A 17,669-nucleotide genomic window follows, 5' to 3' on the forward strand; every position below is an offset into this window, starting at 1 on the left:
CGTCGACAGCCGGAAACGCCGCTGCGTTCACTGCAGCGATACGTTCGTGTAGTCCGCGACGAGCGTCGGGTTTCTCGTCACTTCCGGGTGGGGCTGGAGGCCCTGGACGTAGTCGCGGGAGGCCATCGTGTTGTCCTGCGTGAACGCCGGCAACACGGGGAGTTGCTCGACGATCTCCCGGATGACGGGTTCGTAGAGATCGTAGCGTTCCTCCTGGTCGGCCGAGTTGCGCGCCTGGGCGATGTTGTCGTGGAAGTCCGCGCTCCCCTCGTAGTAGTGGCCCTGGTTTACCCCCGCCTGGCTCTCGTGGAAGAGCGGGTAGAGGTAGAAGTCGGGGTCGGGACCGCCGGTCCAGCCCAGCAGGTACATCTGGTAGTCGTCGGCGCTCCCGCTGGTGTAGGTGTCGACCAGGGTCGCGAAGTCGAGGACCTGCACGTCCGCGCCGTAGCCGATCTCGTCCAGTCGGGTGGCGAGCCGTTCGGCTAACTGCGCACGGATCCCCTCCGGCGTGATGATCGTCGGCGTAAAGCCGTCGGGCGCGTGCTCGTCGAGTAACGACTGAGCCTCGTCTGGATCGTACTCCGGCAGCATCCCCTCGTACTCGTCCTGTGGGAACCCCCAGACCTCGTTGACGACCGGCGGAATCGGACTGTACATCGGCGAGGCCACGTTTCCGGCGTTGGACTCGATGAAGTCCGACATGGAGAACGAGTGAGCGATTGCCCGACGAACCTCGGGGTTGGTCGTGGGCCCCTCGTTACAGTTGAACGCCATGTACATGAACGACGGACTCTCGGCCGAGTGGAGATTGACGCCTCCCTCGTTCTCGAGGACGTCCCAGTCGTCGTTGGGAATGCCCGCAATGACGTCGGTGTTCTCCGCCCGGATGTCGGAGATACGGCCCGCGTCGTCGTCGTGGGCCACGAACCGGACCTGCTCGAGGTTCGGCTCGAGGTCGTCCCAGTAGTCGTCGTTGCGCGCGAGGTCGACGTACTCGTTCTCCTGGAGTTCGGCGAACTCGAACGGGCCGGAGCCGACCGGGCTGGTGTTGAACGCCTCGCGATCCTCGGTGCGGACGCTCTCGGGAACGACCGTCACCCCCATCGTCGCGAGCTCGAACGGGCCGTACGGGTCCTCTCCAAGGTCGACCTGCAGCTGGTAGTCGTCGATGACCTCGGTGCTCTCGATCATGTCGTACGTGGACGCGTTCTCCGTCTCCTCTTCGACGGGCGCGGTAAACGAGTGGGCGACGTCGCCGGCGGTCACCTCGTCCCCGTTGTGGAACGTCGCACCCTCGACGATCTCGAAGATGAATCGCGTGCCGTCGCGTTCGACGGTCGGTTCGCCCGTCGCGAGCTTCGGCTGGAGCTCGAGGTTCTCGCCGTACTCGTAGAGGCCGTCGAAGACCTGCTGGATCACCTGAAAGCTGTAGGCGTCGTTCGAGATGACGGGGTCGAAGTTCTCTTCGCGCGATTGTTCCTGCGTGAAGTGGAGGCGGTTGCCACCGCCACCACCGCCGCCACCGCCGCCTTCGTTGTCGTCGTTGTCGTCGTTTCCGTCGCCACCGATGCACCCTGCGATCACTGCTGCGGAGACGGCAGCACCCGAACCGAGCAGTTGCCGCCGCGTTACAGTGGTCTGGTCTAGCACCATCTTGGCAGATGTTATCACCACACCTATTTTGGTATCAACAGGGTAAAATATGCAAATCGGCTTTTACTCTCGAGAATAGTCGAAATACCTGATCCACCTGTCCCCACATCTGTCTGCTGAGGAACGTTCCTGCACACTGAGTCTACCCGCGTGTGGCGTCAACCCGGCGTTCGTCAGACGACACGCCCAGATCGGCCTCACACGGACCGGAAACCCCACACCCCACCCCAGTCGACGGAACGCCACCGTCGACGGTCGTGACCGGCCGCCCCGAGCAGCGTCGACGCCACTACTGCCGGGGCGGACGACTGGATCCGCTCGCGACCCGTGGTATTTTTCTCCCAGCCGATACAGAACACGTGTATGAACTATCGCGCCGTCGAGACGACACGTGAGTACGTCGCCCGCCTCGAGACCGGAGCCGACTGGCGGGCAGAGATCGAGTCGCTCGCGGACGAGGTCGAGGCCGACGCCGCCTGGTTTACGGCGCTCGGCGCGGTCCAGGACGCCGAACTCTGGTTCTACGACCAGGACGACCTCGAGTACCGCCCGATCGAGTTCGACGAACCGCTCGAGGTCGCAAGTTGCGTTGGTAACGTCTCGTTGTTAGACGGCGAGCGCTTCGCACACACCCACGTCGTCCTCTCGGGACCCGACGGCGGCGCCGTCGCCGGCCACCTGAACGAGGCGACCGTCTTCGCCGGCGAGGTACACATGCGCGTCTTCGAGGAGCCGCTCGAGCGCGCCCACGACGAGACGACCGACCTCGACCTCTGGCTCTGAGATGCGCCAGGAGGACGAGCAGTACTTCGATAGACTCGAAGAGCAACTCGAGGCGGCGTTCGACGTCGCCGAGACGGCGAAAGAACGCGGCGACGACCCCGAACCCGAGGTCGAGATTCCGGTCGCCCAGGACATGGCCGACCGCGTCGAGAACATCCTCGGTATCGACGGCGTCGCCGAGCGGGTTCGCGAACTCGAGGGGCAGATGTCCCGCGAGGAGGCCGCCCTCGAACTCGCGAAGGACTTCGCGGAAGGGAACGTCGGCGACTACGAGACGAAAGCCGGGAAGGTCGAGGGCGCAGTCCGGACCGCCGTCGCCTTGCTTACCGAGGGCGTCGTCGCCGCGCCCATCGAGGGAATCGACAAGATCGAGATCCTGGAAAACGACGACGGCACGGAGTTCGTCAACGTCTACTACGCCGGGCCGATCCGCTCTGCGGGCGGGACCGCACAGGCGCTGTCGGTGCTCGTCGCCGACTACACACGGGCACTCGTCGGCTTAGAGCAGTACGACGCCCGCGACGAGGAAACCGAACGCTACGCCGAGGAGGTCGCCCTCTACGACAAGGAGACGGGGCTGCAGTACTCTCCGAAAGACGAGGAGACGAAGTTCATCGCCAGACACCTCCCGATCATGCTCGATGGGGAGGCGACGGGCGACGAAGAAGTGTCGGGCTACCGCGACCTGGAACGGGTCGACACTAACTCCGCCCGCGGCGGGATGTGTCTCGTCATGGCCGAGGGGATCGCCCTGAAAGCGCCGAAGATCCAGCGGTATACCTCCCAGCTCGAGGAGGTCGACTGGCCGTGGCTCCAGGATTTGATCGACGGCACCTACTACGAAAGCGAGGACGAAGCGAGCGAAGACGACGGAGAGGAAGCCGACGAAGACGAGGACGAGGACGACAGCGGCGGGGACGACGACGAGGTCGACGACGGGGAAACCGAGGACGACGACGAGCCACAGGGACCGACGCGCGTCGACGAGTCGACGAAGTTCCTCCGGGACCTGATCGCCGGCCGCCCCGTCTTCTCTCACCCCTGTGCCGAGGGCGGCTTTCGTCTGCGCTACGGCCGTGCACGAAACCACGGCTTCGCGACCGCCGGCGTCCACCCCGCGACGATGCACCTCGTCGACGACTTCCTCGCGACCGGGACGCAGATCAAAACCGAACGGCCGGGGAAGGCGGCGGGCGTCGTCCCCGTCGACACTATCGAAGGCCCGACCGTCAAACTCGCCAACGGTGACGTCCGCCGGATCGACGACCCCGACGAGGCACTCGAGGTCCGAAACGGCGTCGAGGCGATCCTCGATCTGGGCGAGTACCTCGTCAACTACGGCGAGTTCGTCGAGAACAACCACCCGCTCGCGCCCGCCTCCTACGTCCCCGAGTGGTGGATCCAGGACCTCGAGGCTGCCGGCGCTGACGCCCAGGCACTCGAGGACGACCCCCGGGTCGACGTCGAACAGCCGACCGTCGAGCGCGCACTCGAGTGGGCCGAACGCTACGACGCCCCGCTGCACCCCGAGTACACCTCCCTCTGGCACGACCTCTCCGTCGAGGCGTTCTGCGACCTCGCCGAGGCGGTCTCGAACGGCCGGATCGAAGACGACACGCTGGTTCTCGAGTTCCGCGAGGAGACCCGCGAGGCCCTGGAGACGATCGTCCTCGAGCATCGCCAGCGCGAGAGCGAGGGTCGGATCGAGGTCGACGACTGGCAGCCGTTCGTCCGAACGCTGGGACTGACGACCGACCTCGAGCGCACCTGGCGCGACGAGGACCTCTCCGAGCGCGCCCGAACGTGGGCCGACGGCGAGAACGCGATCGAGGCGGTCAACGAGGTCGCACCCTTCGCGGTCCGCGAACGGGCACCGACGCGGATCGGCAACCGGATGGGCCGCCCCGAGAAGTCAGAGCGCCGGGACCTCAGCCCACCCGTCCACACCCTGTTCCCGATCGGCGAGGCCGGCGGCGCACAGCGCGACGTCGCCAAGGCGGGCAAACACGCCGAGACGATGTCCGACACGCCGGGCGTCGTCGAACTCGAGGTCGGTCGCCAGTACTGTGGGGCCTGTGACACAGAGACGTTCAAAAACCGGTGTCCGGACTGTGGCTCGCGGACCGAACCCGACTACCGCTGTCCGAGTTGTGACGCGAAAGTCGAACCAGACGAGGCCGGCCGCGTCGAGTGCGACCGCTGTGAGGTCGAGGCGACCTGCGTCGAACACCAGGAGGTCGACCTCAACGCCGAGTATCGCGACGCGCTCGAGTCGGTCGGCGAGCGCGAGAACGCCTTCGAGATCCTGAAAGGCGTCAAGGGGCTCACCTCGACGAACAAGATTCCCGAACCGATGGAGAAGGGGATCCTGCGGGCGAAACACGACGTCTCGACGTTCAAGGACGGTACCGTCCGCTACGATATGACGGACCTGCCCGTCACGGCGGTTCGCGCGTCGGAACTCGACGTCACCGTCGGCCAGCTCCAGGCGCTTGGCTACGAGGAGGACGTCCACGGCGAACCGCTGACCCACGAGGACCAGCTGGTCGAACTCAAAGTCCAGGATATCGTCCTCTCCGACGGCGCGGCCGAACACATGCTCAAGACGGCCGACTTCATCGACGACCTCCTCGAGAACTACTACGGGCTCGAGCCGTTCTACGAACTCGAGGATCGGGAGGACCTCGTGGGCGAGTTGGTGTTCGGGATGGCACCCCACACGTCGGCGGCAACTGTCGGGAGAGTGATTGGTTTCACGAGCGCAGCGGTCGGATACGCTCATCCGTTCTTTCACGCCGCCAAACGTCGCAATTGCGACGGTGACGAAGATTGCGTGATGCTGCTTATGGACGGTCTGTTGAACTTTAGTATCAGTTTCTTGCCAAATAAGCGGGGCGGGCGCATGGACGCGCCCTTGGTCATGTCCTCCCGCATCGATCCCGCCGAGATCGACGACGAGGCCCACAACATGGACGTCGTCTCGCAGTATCCGCGGGAGTTCTACGAGGCCAGCCTCGAGATGGCCGACCCCGGCGAGGTCGACGTCGAGATCGCAGAGGACACGCTGGGGACCGACGAGGAGTACACCGGCTTCGAACACACCCACGACACGTCGAACATCGCGCTCGGGCCCGATCTGTCGGCGTACAAGACGCTCGGGTCGATGATGGACAAGATGGACGCCCAGCTCGAGCTCTCACGGAAGCTGCGGGCGGTCGACGAGACGGACGTCGCCGAGCGGGTCATCGAGTATCACTTCCTGCCGGACCTGATCGGCAACCTGCGGGCGTTCTCACGGCAGGAGACGCGGTGTCTCGACTGCGGCGAGAAGTTCCGGCGGATGCCCCTGACCGAGGTCTGCCGAGAGTGTGGCGGGCGCGTCAACCTCACCGTCCACCAGGGCTCGGTCAACAAGTACATGCAGACGGCGATCGAGGTCGCCGAGGAGTACGGCTGCCGGGACTACACGAAACAGCGCCTCGAGGTACTCGAGCGCTCGCTCGAGAGTATCTTCGAAAACGACAAAAACAAACAATCAGGTATCGAGGATTTCATGTGAGACGACCGGTCTGGGAACCGGGCGTCGAATGCGCGGTGGGGCTTTATTGACGACGGCGATGTCACCGCGCCTATGGGAGGAACAGGCGAGACGCCAGCAAGAGAAGACGATGAAGAGGCCGTCGAGCAGGTCCACGAGGTCGAATTCGGCGAGACCGTCTACAGCGAGGACGGCGACGCGCTCGGCCGCGTTCGAGGGTTCGACAAGGGCGGATTCTTCGTGACTACTCGAGAGGGCGTCGAGGCGCTCTCGGTCGAACACGCCAGGTCGGGCCACGAGTTCGGCGAGGCCGAACTGATGTGGCGCTGCATCGAGTGTGGCGAGATGGGTGAGATTCAGGACGGACTCCCCGAGGAGTGTCCGAACTGTGGCACCGAGAAGGAGAACCTGATGTACTGGACCGAAGACTGACCGTCCCGGCCGCTCGAGGTCGAGACGAACTCGTTATGTAGCCGCCTCTCAGAGCCTCCGGCATGGAAATCGTCGTCTTCGGGGCGGGAAGCCTGGGGAGTCTCGTCGGTGGCGTCCTCGCACGCGAGCACGACGTCACGCTCGTCGGCCGCGACGACCACGCAGACGCCGTCCACGAGGGCGGCCTCGTCGTCGAGGGCGAACTCGAGGCACGCGTCCGGCCGGCGGCGACGACCGACGGGCGCGACCTGGAGGCTGACCTCGCCGTCGTCACCGTCAAGTCCTTCGATACGGCAGCCGCAGCGCGGACGCTCGCGACGGGTGCGGTCGACGCCGCGCTCTCGCTCCAGAACGGGATGGGCAACGAGGAGACGCTCGCGAGGCACCTCGAGTCGCCCGTCCTGGCGGGAACGGCGACATACGGCGCGGTCCTTCACGAGCCGGGCGTCGTGGAGTGTACTGGCATCGGCGAGGTCGTCCTCGGGCCCCCCGAGGGAGGCCCCTCGTCGGTCGCCGACCGCGTCGGCAAGGCGTTCGAGGCGGCCGGCCTCGAGACGACCGTCGCCCCCGACATGCCTCGTCGGCTGTGGGAAAAGCTCGCGGTCAACGCAGGCATCAACGCCGTGACGGCGCTCACGCGAACGGAAAACGGGGCCATACTCGAGGAGCCAGCGGCCGCGCTTGCCCGCGGGGCGACCCGCGAGACGGCTCGCGTCGCTCGAGCGTGTGACGTGTCGCTCTCGGATCGCGAGGCGCTGGCGGCGATGGAGTCGGTCGCAGAAGCGACGGCGGCGAACACGTCCTCGATGCACCAGGACGTCACCAGGGGTCGGCGGACGGAAGTCGACGCGATAAACGGCTACGTGGTCGACCGAGCGACAAGCCGCGGGCTCACGGCGACGAGAAATCGGATGCTCGCGACGCTGATCCGAGCGTGGGAACGTGGTAACGGGCTCCGGTAGTCTAGAACGGCGCCTCTGGCCCTTCGTCTTCTTCACCGTCGTCGTCGACGGTCTCGCCGGGGAACGACGGGCTCATCCCTCCGCCGCCGCCCATGCCGCCGTCCATCCCGGTCTGGGCGTGGACCTGCTCGATCTCGGGAATCTCTTTGACCATGCGGCTCTTGATCGCCTGGATCGTCATCGGCGAGATGCCACAGCCGCTGCAGGCCCCGCCGAGTGCGATGGAAACCTCGCCCGTCTCGCGGTCGAGGTCCTGGATAGCTGCGCTACCGCCGTGCATCTGGATCTGCGGGAAGTTACGACGCAGGAAGTTCGTGACGCGCTCCTCGAGGTCGTCTCCCTCGTCCTGGGTCTCGGTACTCATGATTCGCCATTGGGGGTCAGCGTCCTTAGACCTTCCGTCGTCGGGGGTCGACGGATTCACGACGTCGACTGTCGCTGGTTTCCGAACACCGCCGACAGGTTCAGTCGTTCCGGGAACGACGGACAGCAGAGGTATCAGGCGAGTCCGAACACGCGCTCGAGTTCCGATTCGATCTCGGCGACGTACTCCTCGAGAACCGTTTCGAACGTTTCTTGGTCGACGAGGACGCCGGTAAGCCGATCGTACGGATCGTCGGGCAGGTCGACGTAGAACTCGCCGTCGCTCGAGTCGTCCGGCGCACCGTCGTAGAACGGTTCGCTCTCGTTGAGCACTTGCTGGTCGATGGCGTGGATCAACTGGGAGTCGTACCGATCGTTCATCCGGTTGAACACGTTCTTGTAGGCCTGCTGTAACTCGGGGAAGTAGTGGACGTACTTGTCCTCGAATTTCTCGGGATCGAACTCGGTCATGTGCGGGTCGTGGACCGGTGACGACAAAAGTCGGCCGATCGATCACCGCCGACAGGCTAATCCGCTGACTCGTTAGTGGGCCCCTACATATAACGGATGAGTACGCAAGCCGAACGGGCACCCCCGCCAGTACCATTCGCAGTGGTGATGCCAACCGACCAGCCACCCATCCCGCACGAAGCGCTTCCGCCGGGGTGGGGGCCAGCCGAGGTTCGCAACGATCACGTCGCGTACCGACACAGGCAGCCACAGATCGAACTCGTCGCCGAGCGAACGGAGGCGAATCAGTCACACCCGGCTCTCGGTCTCTGTCGATGCTGGGAGCTTCGCTACCGGCACCCGATCGGTGAGCTTTCGATCACCAAATCGATCGGCCACGTCTCCACCCGACGTGCTGCGTTCGAGGGACTCCTCGAGAGTATGAACCGCATCCACGAGTTCGTCGACGACTTGCACAATCCACTCGAGGTCAGGACCGCCCTCGAGAGCGTCTCGCTCGACAGCGTCGTTCCCGACGGAGCGGCGAGGCCGCAGTGAGCAGGGGCACCTCGCGTGGAATCGCGAATTTAGGTTTTCGACGCTCGGCTGAGTCGTTTCGAGAGTGTGAGGATACGCCGCTGGCGAACCCGCGATCGAATTTCTCCCTCGAGTCCCGTTCGTCGACTCATCCCACGGCCCGTACCGATTCCATATATCGTGATGTAGTTTAAGACCAGCCACCGATGGTCAGTGCACGTATCCGAGACGACGCTATGGAGATGCGCCGTTCGTACTGTAGGCCGGACGTCCTCCGGAGTTGCCACGAAATATCGCAGCGCCATCGACGACGGCCGCGAAACGGTGGCACTCGAATCGCGAACGGCTCTGCGCGCAGTCGGAGCGACCACCCGCCGCTGGAGAGTACGTGAAACAGGAGACAGTCACACGAGGGAGTGAGTCGACCGACGGACCGTTCACCGGTCCGCGTCGCCGGCGCTGAACGTGCTCGGCCAGTAGCCGGTATCGGTCGGATCCACCCTGGAGTGTCAGTCCCGACGATCGCACGAACCCCACGTCGACCACGATGGACTGGGGGACATCCGTCGAAGACCGGGTGGTTATCGAGACGGTGGCGAAGGCGTCTCCGGCCGAGACAGGCGCTCGAGTACGGCGGCAGCCGATGGGCCTATACGACGTGACGAAACGGGTCACACGCCCGGTCGCCGTGACCTCGAGCGTCGAGTCGTGACCCGACGTGTTCTGGCCGCCGTCTCGTCGTAGTCGGCTCTCGAGAGTAACGACGACGTTGGCGGTTTCGCATCGGTCGAACGAACTGCTCGACGTCAGCGTTCCTCTCCAGGGACGACGGTCGCAGCGCACGCGATAAATCATATATTACGATACTAAATTGCACATCAGCGTCAGAAAACTGGTCGGCGGCGCAGTGCTTATACACGTCAACGAGGTATTGACAGACGAGCGCTCCTGGAAGTCCAATGACATCGCCGATCCCATTTGCCATCGACTTTCACGTCCACTCCAACGATTCGTACGACGGCCGCGAACCGATCGAGCTCATTCTCGAGCACGCGGCCGACATCGAACTCGATGGCGTCGTCGTCACCGACCACGACGAGATCGGCGAATCGCTGCGCGCGGCGGAACTGGCCCCCGAGTACGGGCTGATCGGGATTCCGGGCGTCGAGGTGTCGACACGACACGGCCACCTGCTCGCGATCGGCGTCGAGAAACGGCCCGACCCCGGACGACCGTTCATGGAGACCGTCGAGGCAGTTCGGGACCTCGGCGGAGCCGCCATCGTCCCCCACCCGTTCCAGCGCAGTCGCCACGGCGTCCGCAAGCGACACATCGAGGACGCCGACGCCATCGAGGTGTACAACTCGATGCTCTTTACGGGCTACCGGAACCGCCGGGCGCGAACGTTCGCCCGGCGTCGCGACTATCCCCAGATCGGCGCGAGCGACGCCCACTACCTGCCCAACGTCGGACGGGCGTACACCGAGATCCTGGTCGAACCAGACAACGCTGGCGTGACCAGAGCCGACATCGACGGCGACGACCTCGTCGGCGCGATCCTCGAGGGCCGAACCCAGATTCGCGGCAAGCGAACGCCCGTCCACAAGAGCACGATCCAGTACGCGAAAGGGGCCGTTCGAAAGTCGACGTACCTGGTCACGTCGCGGACGCCACTCGTGCCGACGATCCCCGCGTCGATGGACCGGTCATGACATCCTCCGCGCCGTAAACGGCGCGGTTTCCTCTGTGGGAGTCTCAGCCGGTCTACGACTCGCCGGAGGCAACATTCCCGTCACGGTGGACGGTACTCGGGTCTGTGCGCTGTTCTTTGGGACTTTCGTGAGGGTGTGGTATCCCCGACCAGTTGTGGTCGTCCCACTCGAACCGCACGGGCCGTGCCATCGGCCTGACTTCTTTGTTTGTGTGCCGTTGACGAGACACGACGTGTCTCGTTCGCCAATCAGAACTCGGAGAGTTCTGATGACGCTTCAGGAACGTTTCTGACGCTGTAAGGTCAGCGTGGCCCTCGAACCCACACGTACAGGTGAGCGTGTCCTGATGCCGTGTCGTTCTGTCTATCGAACCACACTGGGGACACTCTTGGCTGGTCCACGCTTCCGACCGAACTTCGACTGAGATGCCGTATTCCTCGGCAGTACAGGCGAGTCGCTCGGTGAATTGCTTGAACGCCCAGAAGTTGTGGGTCTTCGCGTTGGTGTCGACTGACCAGTGCGTTTCTAACACGTCAGTCAGCCCGCCGATATACACCGTGTCCACGCCGTCCTCGTAGAGTCGTTCGAGCAAGTCACGACACAGTGCTTCCTGGGCGTGATCGCGGCGACAGGTTCGCTTGCGGTACAGTCGCCGGATACGCTCGCTACTGTATCGGCCTTCTTCGAGCTTCGACTGTAACCGGGCGATTTCTCGCGTCGTCTCGCGGAACCACTGTAGCTACGAGAGCTGGTCGCCGACGATCGCGTCGGCGCGTTCGACGAACGCCTCTTCTTTCCCTTTCGGCACCGTCGCCCCGGCGGCGACGTCGTGACCGCCACCGTCGCCGCCGACGGACCGGGAGGCCTCGCCCATCACGACCGAGAGGTCGAGCCCGTTCTCGACGAGACTGTAGGTCCCGCGGGCGGAGACTTTCACCTCCTCGTCGTTTTTGTTCGCGAAGGCGACGATCGGCCTGTTCCTGTCGACGCCGTCGTTGCCGACGGCCATCCCCGCGACGATGCCGACGATCGTCTCGCGGATGCGATCGCCCGCGTGGAACCACTGGAGGTGTTCCTCGCGCGTGACGCCTTCCTCGGTGACGAGGTCGATCCCCTCCGAGAGGTTTCGCCGGTGGTCCCGGAGGAGTTTGCGGGCGCGCTCGAGTGCGCCCTCGCGGTTGCCAAGACAGACGCCGAGGCCGACGTCCGCGCGCTCGTAGCGTGCGGTCGCGTTCAAAAGCGTCGAGAACTCGCTGGCGTCGCGGAGTTCGGTGCCGATCGGCTCTTCGCTCAGGACGTAGGCCGTCCCGACGAGGTCGTCGATCTTCGAGGCGGGGACGCCCTTCGAGACGGCCCGCTGTACCAGCGCGCTCGCGACGATCTGTTTCTCCTCGCGCGTGAGGTCGGCCCAGCGACGCCACTCGCCGTCGCGTTTCAACTCGAGGTCGAGGCCATCGAGAAAGCGCAACGCGCCGCCCGCGTCGTTGGAGATGCCGGGAATGTGGACGTCAGTCGCGTACTCGAGGAGTTTCGGTAGCGGACGCGTCTGTTTGCCATACAGCGTGAGGTCCGTCGCGGTCTCGAGGACGCCGGCCTCGATGCCCTCCTGGACGATCCGTTCGTTCGCTCCGTGGAGTTCGCCGCCGGAGGCCTGCATGTCGCCGACGGCACCGACGACGGCGAGTGCGGCGAGGTCCCGGTTGCTCGATCCATTTTCTAGCGCGCGTGCGAGGACGTAGCTCGCACCCGCGCCGGAGAGTTCCGAGGCCCCGTCGATGCCGAACAGCAGGGGGTTGAGGTGGTACGCGGTCTCGGCGTCTGCTGGCTGGTGGTGGTCTGCGATAACGGGTGTAAAGTCGCCCGCGTCTTCGTGATCTGTGATAACGTCGAGCTGACCGCTCCCGAAGTCGGTAAAGAGGACGGTGTCGTACTCGGTGGCCGCAATCTGTGCGATCGCCTCGGCGTCGAGTTGCTTCTCGAAGACCGTCTCGAACGGGATTTCGGCGCGCTCGAGCGCGCTCGCAGCGACGGCGGCGCTGGTGAGCCCGTCGGCGTCGATGTGGGAGGCGAGCAGGACGCGGTCGGCCTCGCGGAGTCGTCGTGCACACGCGGCCGCGCGATCGTCGAGTTCGGGGACCGGTCCAGCCATCGACGGATCATTGGGACGGCTTTGGTCATAAACCCGTGGACTCTCGAGTCGGGTAAAGCGGCGCGTCACAACGAGAGCAGCAGGTCGTCGCCGTCGCGTTCGTAGCTCGTGTCGAACGGGGCCGAACGCTCGCGCATGGTCTCGTGGAGCCACGACGCGTCGGCGTCGGTCGCAGCGTGGACGGCGTAGTCGTCGATGACGACCGGGACGAGTCGCAGTTGCTCGAGGTTGCCGTCGTCGCCGAGGCGAACCTCGTAGAGGAAACTGCGGTCGTTTCGTAGCTCCGGTTTGACGACGTAGTCGTCGACGAAGTCGCCCGCGTCGTGGAGGATCACGCCCTCCCCGTACCGTTCGACGCCCTGGACGACGTGGGCGCTGTGGCCGTGGACGAGGTCGACGCCCCGGTCGATCAGCCAGCGGCCGAACTCGCGGTACCGGTCGTCCGGATACTCGACCCAGTTCGGTCCCCAGTGTAGCGACGCGACGAGCAGGTCCGGATCGCGCTCACTGGCGCGCTCGAGCGCGTCGTCGACGGCCGCCCGAGTATCGGGATTTTCCGGGTCGCACTCGAGGTAGGCGGTCCCCGACCGGTCGGCGGTCGCGGCGTACTCGGCGTAGTGGTCTGCGAAGGAGACGACCGCGACGTCGACGTCGCCGACGGTGACGAGCGCGGGCCGGCGGGCGTCCGTCGCGGTTTCGCCCGCTCCGGCGTGTGCGATCCCACCGTCGTCGAGCGCCGCGAGCGTGTCGCGAAGCGCCGGTTCCCCGAAGTCGAGCAGATGGTTGTTCGCGAGTGCGGCGAAGCGAACGTTCGCGCCGTCGAGTGCGGGAACGGCCCAGGCGGGATCGGCCCGGAAGTAGTAGGCACGGTCGGGAAACCGCTCGCCGCGCGTCGAGAGCGTACACTCGAGGTTGCAGAAGACGCCGTCGAGCGACTCGAGGCGAGGGCGGACGCCGCTCCAGACCGATGCCGGATCCCGGCCGCCGTCGCCGTAGCACTCGTCGAGGTTGCGCCCGAGCATGACGTCGCCGACGAAGCCGACGACAGTGCCGTCCTCGTGGTCGTACCGGTCGGTGTCGAGTGCCGAACGTCGGCGGGGCGACGTCAGACAGCCGCCCGCGATCGCGGTCCCGGCCGTCGCGAGCAGTCGCCGACGACCGACGGTCATTGGTGCTCGACCCCCCAGCACGTCCGCGAGCGACGGACGGGAGTCGGTCGACCGCGTTCGCGTTCCATGCATGGCTGGTCGACTCGAGTCGGTAAAAACGCCGGTGAAACGAGACCGAGATGGGACGCGTCGGTCACTCGCGCGCGTCGCCGGTCGTCTCCTCGAGCGTCGCCGCTGCGAGCGCGTCGAAGGTCGCGTCTTCCGGGACGACGTCGACGTCGACGCCCAGCGACTCGGCGGTCTCCCGCGTCGGGTCGCCGATCACGCCGACGGTCGCCTCCGCGAGTCCTTCGAGCGCGGTCTCGCGGACGCCCCGCTCGTCGGCAGCCGAGAGGAAGTTCTCGACGGTGAGCGAGGACGTGAACATGACGGCGTCGAGGTCGCCGTCCGCGGCGAGTTCGGTCGACTCACCGCTGCCTTCGGGACGGACGAGTCGGTAGAGGATCGTCTCGTGGAGGTACGCGCCAGCAGTCTCGAGTCCGTCGAGTAACACTTCGCTGCCGTGATCGCTTCTGGCGACCTCGATACGAGCGCCGTCGACCTCGTCTTCGAGCTCGGCGACGAGTCCGCTCGAGGTGTACGCCTGGGGGACGACGTCGACGGGGTAGCCGGCGTCCCGGAGGGAGTCGGCAGTGCGGGGCCCGATCGCACAGACGGTGGCGTCGCCGGGCTCCCAGTCGGCTTCGGCGGCCAGTTCGACGCCGGTCTTGCTCGTGAGGATTACGTAGTCGGCGTCCATCCGCGGTGTCTCACTCGTGGGCTCGACTGCGAGCATCGGATCGGCGACGGGATCGACGCCGCGGGACTCGAGGAGGTCGACGGCCTCTGCGAGGCGCTCGTCGTCGGGACGGAAGACGGCGACAGTGGGGCAGTCGGCCATCTCACTTCCCCTCCGGTTCGTCGTCGGCCTCGCGACGAGCGGCGGCGATCAGCTCGGCTGCACCGCGGTCCTCGAGGTCGTTGGCGAACTCGCGGGCCGCCGTCGGATAGCTCTCGACCGGCAGGTCGCGCGTCGCGGTGATCGACTCCTCGCCGTCGCGGTCGAACACCTGGACGGCGGTGTGGACGTACTCGCCCTGAACGACGGCGTAGATGCCGATCGGCGCGATACAGCCGCCCCCGAGTTCGGCGAGCAGCGTCCGCTCGACGGTCGTCTCCACCCGCGTTCGAGGGTGGTCGATCGCCTCGTTGATCTCGCGGGCGGTCTCGCCATCCAGGGCTGTCACCGCGAGCGCGCCCTGGCCGGGTGCGGGTGCGAACTGCGTCGGCGGGAGCCGCTGGTACTCCACGTAGTGTGCGAGGCCGCTGCGCTCGAGGCCGGCCTCCGCGAGGACGATGGCGTCGTAGTCGGTCTCGACCTCGCGGCCGAGTGCCTGTTTCTCGAGTTCCGAGAGGTCGTCGAACCACTCGTCGACGGTGCGGTCGTACTCGGGTTCGAAGTCGTCGTCTCCGGCGTTGCCCTTGCGCTCTTTGTCGGCCTCGCTGCGTTTCTGGTGTTCCGCCTGGAGCGCGGGCGCGAGCAACTTCTCGAGTCGCGTGTCGACGTTCCCACGCAGCGGTTCGACCTCGAGGTCGGACCGTTCCGAGAGCAGCTGGGCCTGGCGTCTGAGACTCGAGGTGCCGACGACCGCACCCTGGGGCAGGTCCGCAAGCGCGTCGCCGTCGGGCGTCACGAGGACGTCGTTCGGCCGACCCCGTTCGGGCACGGCGGCGGTTACGAGGTCGTCGGGCTGTTCGGTCGGCATGTCCTTCATCGAGTGGATCGCACCGTCGAGCTCGCCCTCGAGGACGCGCTCGTCGAGTTCACGGACGAACGCGCCCGTCTTCCCGAGGCGGTGGATCAACTCGTCTCTGATCTGGTCGCCCGTCGTCTCGACGGTCACGAGTTCGACCTCGTACCGGCGCTCTTCGAGTGCCTCCTGTACCAGGGCGGCCTGTCGCCGGGCGAGCGTCGACCCCCGCGTCGCCAGTCGTAACGTCCCACGCGTTCGCATACTCGTCCGTCGGCGCTTCGGCTATGAAAAGCGCACGCTCTGTCCGCGCGAGATGACAGCGAACGTGTTCGGGTCGACCGTCACTCGCTGCGCTCCAGGCGTTCCCGTCGTTCCTCGAACTCCTCGCTCGAGATGTCGCCGCGGGCGTAGGCGACGCGCAGTTCCTCGAGTGCGGCGTCCGACTTCCGGTCGGTACCGAGCGCCGTTCGGTACAGCAGGTAGCCGATTCCGAGAAACAGCAGGAGAAACAGCGCCCACGGCAGGAGCCACGCCAAGCCGACGCCCGCACCGTCCCACCCCCACATGTGGCCGCCACCCCACATCCCCATCATCGGCATCGCGAGCATCATGAAGAGAAACGGCGCGAGCAACACGATGGCGGCGATGAGTACGATCGTCCGGAGAAGCGAATCGTCTGTGGCCATACCTCGAAATTGGCTAGCAAGCACAATAGTAGCGTCGCCGACGACGGCGTAGATGCTGCTTGGCGAGTCGGACCGGGTCGACGTGATGCCCAGTTCGGAGCCGTCTATCGATGCGACGGGAGTTTCACCGCGGCTAGATCCGTTTCCGTTTCACGGGGCCGGTTTCTCGATTAGTGTACCCCAGCGGTTCGCTTGCGACGTCGTGTATTAACACAGCGCCAAACTATAATAATACGAAATAAAAATATATCTCTGATAATAACCAGTCCGATGGCGAATCGACCGTCGGCGATGTCGACCACATCGTCGACGAATTGATTCACTGCAAGACCGCTCCCGCAAGGGCAGCTCGTCGGGAGCATCGAATTCGAACCCATGTCAATCGAAAACGAACAGAACGAATCGAAAGAACAGGATTTCGACTACGACGTGGTCGTCGTCGGCGGGAGCGTCGCTGGACTCGCGACCGGTCTGTACACCGCACGAAACGAACTCGAGACACTGTGTCTCACCGGTGGACGGACGTCGCTGCTCCGGTGTCACCTCCTCGAGAACTACCTGGGGTTTCCCGGCGGTGTCGATCCGGGCTCGTTCCTCGAACTTGCGACCGATCATGCCCGCGAAGAGGGGTGTCGAATCGTGGCGGATCGAGTTGAGGAGATAGATCAGCTCGACGACGGGTTCCGTCTCGCCACCGCCGAGGGGGAGACGATCGGAGCCCGTCGCGTCGTCGGTGCCTCAGGTACCGAAAACGACTATCTCGAGGGGTTTGCTGATGGCCAACTCTATCGCGGGCCAGCGACACACGACAATCGGAACTACCACGTCCCGTGTGACGAGGCGGGCCGGACCGACGTCACGGGATTTTACGTTGCCGGTCGCCTGGCCGGTGTGGAACACCAGGCCCTCGTCGCAGCAGGTGACGGTGCCCGGACCGGCATGGCAGTGGTTCGGGACGCGTTGTGCGAGGAGGGCTACTGGGACGACCTCGCACGTCGTCACCACGACTGGGTCGTTCACGACCACCGCTACGAGGACTGGGACTTCGATAGCTGGTTCGACGACCTGTTGCCGCCGGAGTTGGACCCCGACGAGGAGTCCGTCGAGCAGCTACGCGAGCGCGTCCGCGAACGGGTACACGGACGAACCCGCACTCCCGAGGAGCGGGAAACGCGTCTCGAGCGCGGCCGCGAACTCCTCGCGGACCACCTGTTCGACGACGAGTAGCTTCGCCTCTCCATACTGACCAGTCCCCCGCTATTGATACTCTCGGACAGCAGTCAGTGAGCCCGATCGCGTCTCGACGACTGTCGCTACCCGCGAGAGCGTCTCGAGTGTGAGCGGTGTGTGAACCGCGTTGTCTGACAGTGTGATTCTATCGAACTCTCGCCGGGCGTCCCGTCGAACGAACGGGCCCGCGTGGTCCAGCGTTGGTACCACGACCCAGGTGTGTCGATGACAATATTAATGAGGCAATCCAAGTTATGAATAGTAAATAATAT

At 65.2% G+C, this 17,669-nt stretch carries 15 protein-coding genes and 1 pseudogene; 7 read left to right on the forward strand and 9 right to left on the reverse strand.

What is annotated here, in order from left to right; all coding sequences use genetic code 11:
- Nucleotides 1-27 precede the first annotated feature (27 nt).
- Nucleotides 28-1,653: an ABC transporter substrate-binding protein gene (locus MU558_RS06360; RefSeq protein WP_246973015.1), complete on the reverse strand. Its 1,626-nt coding sequence runs from the start codon at nt 1,651-1,653 to the stop codon at nt 28-30.
- Between the two features lie 363 nt (nt 1,654-2,016).
- Between MU558_RS06360 and MU558_RS06365 the strand changes: the two genes are divergently transcribed.
- From MU558_RS06365 to MU558_RS06380, 4 genes are all read left to right on the forward strand, one after another.
- The gene (locus MU558_RS06365) at nt 2,017-2,436 is read left to right on the forward strand and encodes a PPC domain-containing DNA-binding protein (protein WP_246973018.1); all 420 of its coding nucleotides are present in this window, start codon (nt 2,017-2,019) and stop codon (nt 2,434-2,436) included.
- 1 nt (nt 2,437) lies between these two features.
- Nucleotides 2,438-5,995, forward strand: a complete 3,558-nt coding sequence (locus MU558_RS06370; RefSeq protein WP_246973020.1) for a DNA polymerase II large subunit — start codon at nt 2,438-2,440, stop codon at nt 5,993-5,995.
- A gap of 72 nt (nt 5,996-6,067) precedes the next feature.
- On the forward strand, nt 6,068-6,406 hold the full coding sequence (locus MU558_RS06375; protein ID WP_246973022.1) for a DUF7130 family rubredoxin-like protein: 339 nt from the start codon (nt 6,068-6,070) through the stop codon (nt 6,404-6,406).
- Between the two features lie 62 nt (nt 6,407-6,468).
- Nucleotides 6,469-7,368, forward strand: a complete 900-nt coding sequence (locus tag MU558_RS06380) for a ketopantoate reductase family protein (RefSeq protein WP_246973023.1) — start codon at nt 6,469-6,471, stop codon at nt 7,366-7,368.
- A 1-nt stretch (nt 7,369) separates the two neighbouring features.
- On the opposite strand, the gene MU558_RS06385 is transcribed toward MU558_RS06380, so the two are convergent.
- Together MU558_RS06385 and MU558_RS06390 are read right to left on the reverse strand one after the other, a co-directional pair.
- Nucleotides 7,370-7,732: a NifU family protein gene (locus MU558_RS06385; protein WP_246973024.1), complete on the reverse strand. Its 363-nt coding sequence runs from the start codon at nt 7,730-7,732 to the stop codon at nt 7,370-7,372.
- Nucleotides 7,733-7,866: 134 nt separating this feature from the next.
- Nucleotides 7,867-8,202: a DUF5783 family protein gene (locus MU558_RS06390; RefSeq protein ID WP_246973025.1), complete on the reverse strand. Its 336-nt coding sequence runs from the start codon at nt 8,200-8,202 to the stop codon at nt 7,867-7,869.
- Between the two features lie 147 nt (nt 8,203-8,349).
- Here MU558_RS06390 and MU558_RS06395 point away from each other — a divergent pair, with 147 nt between their 5' ends.
- Both MU558_RS06395 and MU558_RS06400 read left to right on the forward strand, forming a co-directional pair.
- The gene (locus MU558_RS06395; RefSeq protein ID WP_246973026.1) at nt 8,350-8,739 is read left to right on the forward strand and encodes a hypothetical protein; all 390 of its coding nucleotides are present in this window, start codon (nt 8,350-8,352) and stop codon (nt 8,737-8,739) included.
- Between the two features lie 938 nt (nt 8,740-9,677).
- Nucleotides 9,678-10,430: a PHP-associated domain-containing protein gene (locus MU558_RS06400; RefSeq protein ID WP_246973027.1), complete on the forward strand. Its 753-nt coding sequence runs from the start codon at nt 9,678-9,680 to the stop codon at nt 10,428-10,430.
- A 52-nt stretch (nt 10,431-10,482) separates the two neighbouring features.
- Here the strand turns inward: MU558_RS06400 and MU558_RS06405 are convergent.
- From MU558_RS06405 to MU558_RS06430, 6 genes and pseudogenes are all read right to left on the reverse strand, one after another.
- Nucleotides 10,483-11,166, reverse strand: a pseudogene (locus MU558_RS06405) (transposase); the annotation flags it as partial.
- A gap of 3 nt (nt 11,167-11,169) precedes the next feature.
- Nucleotides 11,170-12,579: a RecJ family nuclease gene (gene recJ, locus MU558_RS06410; protein ID WP_246973029.1), complete on the reverse strand. Its 1,410-nt coding sequence runs from the start codon at nt 12,577-12,579 to the stop codon at nt 11,170-11,172.
- Between the two features lie 65 nt (nt 12,580-12,644).
- Nucleotides 12,645-13,748: a CapA family protein gene (locus tag MU558_RS06415; RefSeq protein WP_246973031.1), complete on the reverse strand. Its 1,104-nt coding sequence runs from the start codon at nt 13,746-13,748 to the stop codon at nt 12,645-12,647.
- 133 nt (nt 13,749-13,881) lie between these two features.
- Entirely contained in the window at nt 13,882-14,628 is a 747-nt protein-coding gene (locus tag MU558_RS06420; RefSeq protein ID WP_246973033.1) for a uroporphyrinogen-III synthase, read from the reverse strand.
- 1 nt (nt 14,629) lies between these two features.
- Nucleotides 14,630-15,742, reverse strand: a complete 1,113-nt coding sequence (hemC, locus tag MU558_RS06425) for a hydroxymethylbilane synthase (protein ID WP_246973037.1) — start codon at nt 15,740-15,742, stop codon at nt 14,630-14,632.
- An 80-nt stretch (nt 15,743-15,822) separates the two neighbouring features.
- Nucleotides 15,823-16,167: an SHOCT domain-containing protein gene (locus tag MU558_RS06430; protein WP_246973040.1), complete on the reverse strand. Its 345-nt coding sequence runs from the start codon at nt 16,165-16,167 to the stop codon at nt 15,823-15,825.
- 375 nt (nt 16,168-16,542) lie between these two features.
- On the opposite strand from MU558_RS06430, the gene MU558_RS06435 reads away from it, so the two are divergent.
- Nucleotides 16,543-17,394 carry an FAD-dependent oxidoreductase gene (locus MU558_RS06435; RefSeq protein ID WP_246973043.1) on the forward strand — a complete coding sequence of 284 codons (852 nt, stop codon included), beginning with the start codon at nt 16,543-16,545 and terminating at the stop codon, nt 17,392-17,394.
- Nucleotides 17,395-17,669: the final 275 nt, after the last annotated feature.

Origin of the sequence: Natribaculum luteum (assembly GCF_023008545.1) — an archaeon.
Taxonomy (GTDB): domain Archaea; phylum Halobacteriota; class Halobacteria; order Halobacteriales; family Natrialbaceae; genus Natribaculum; species Natribaculum luteum.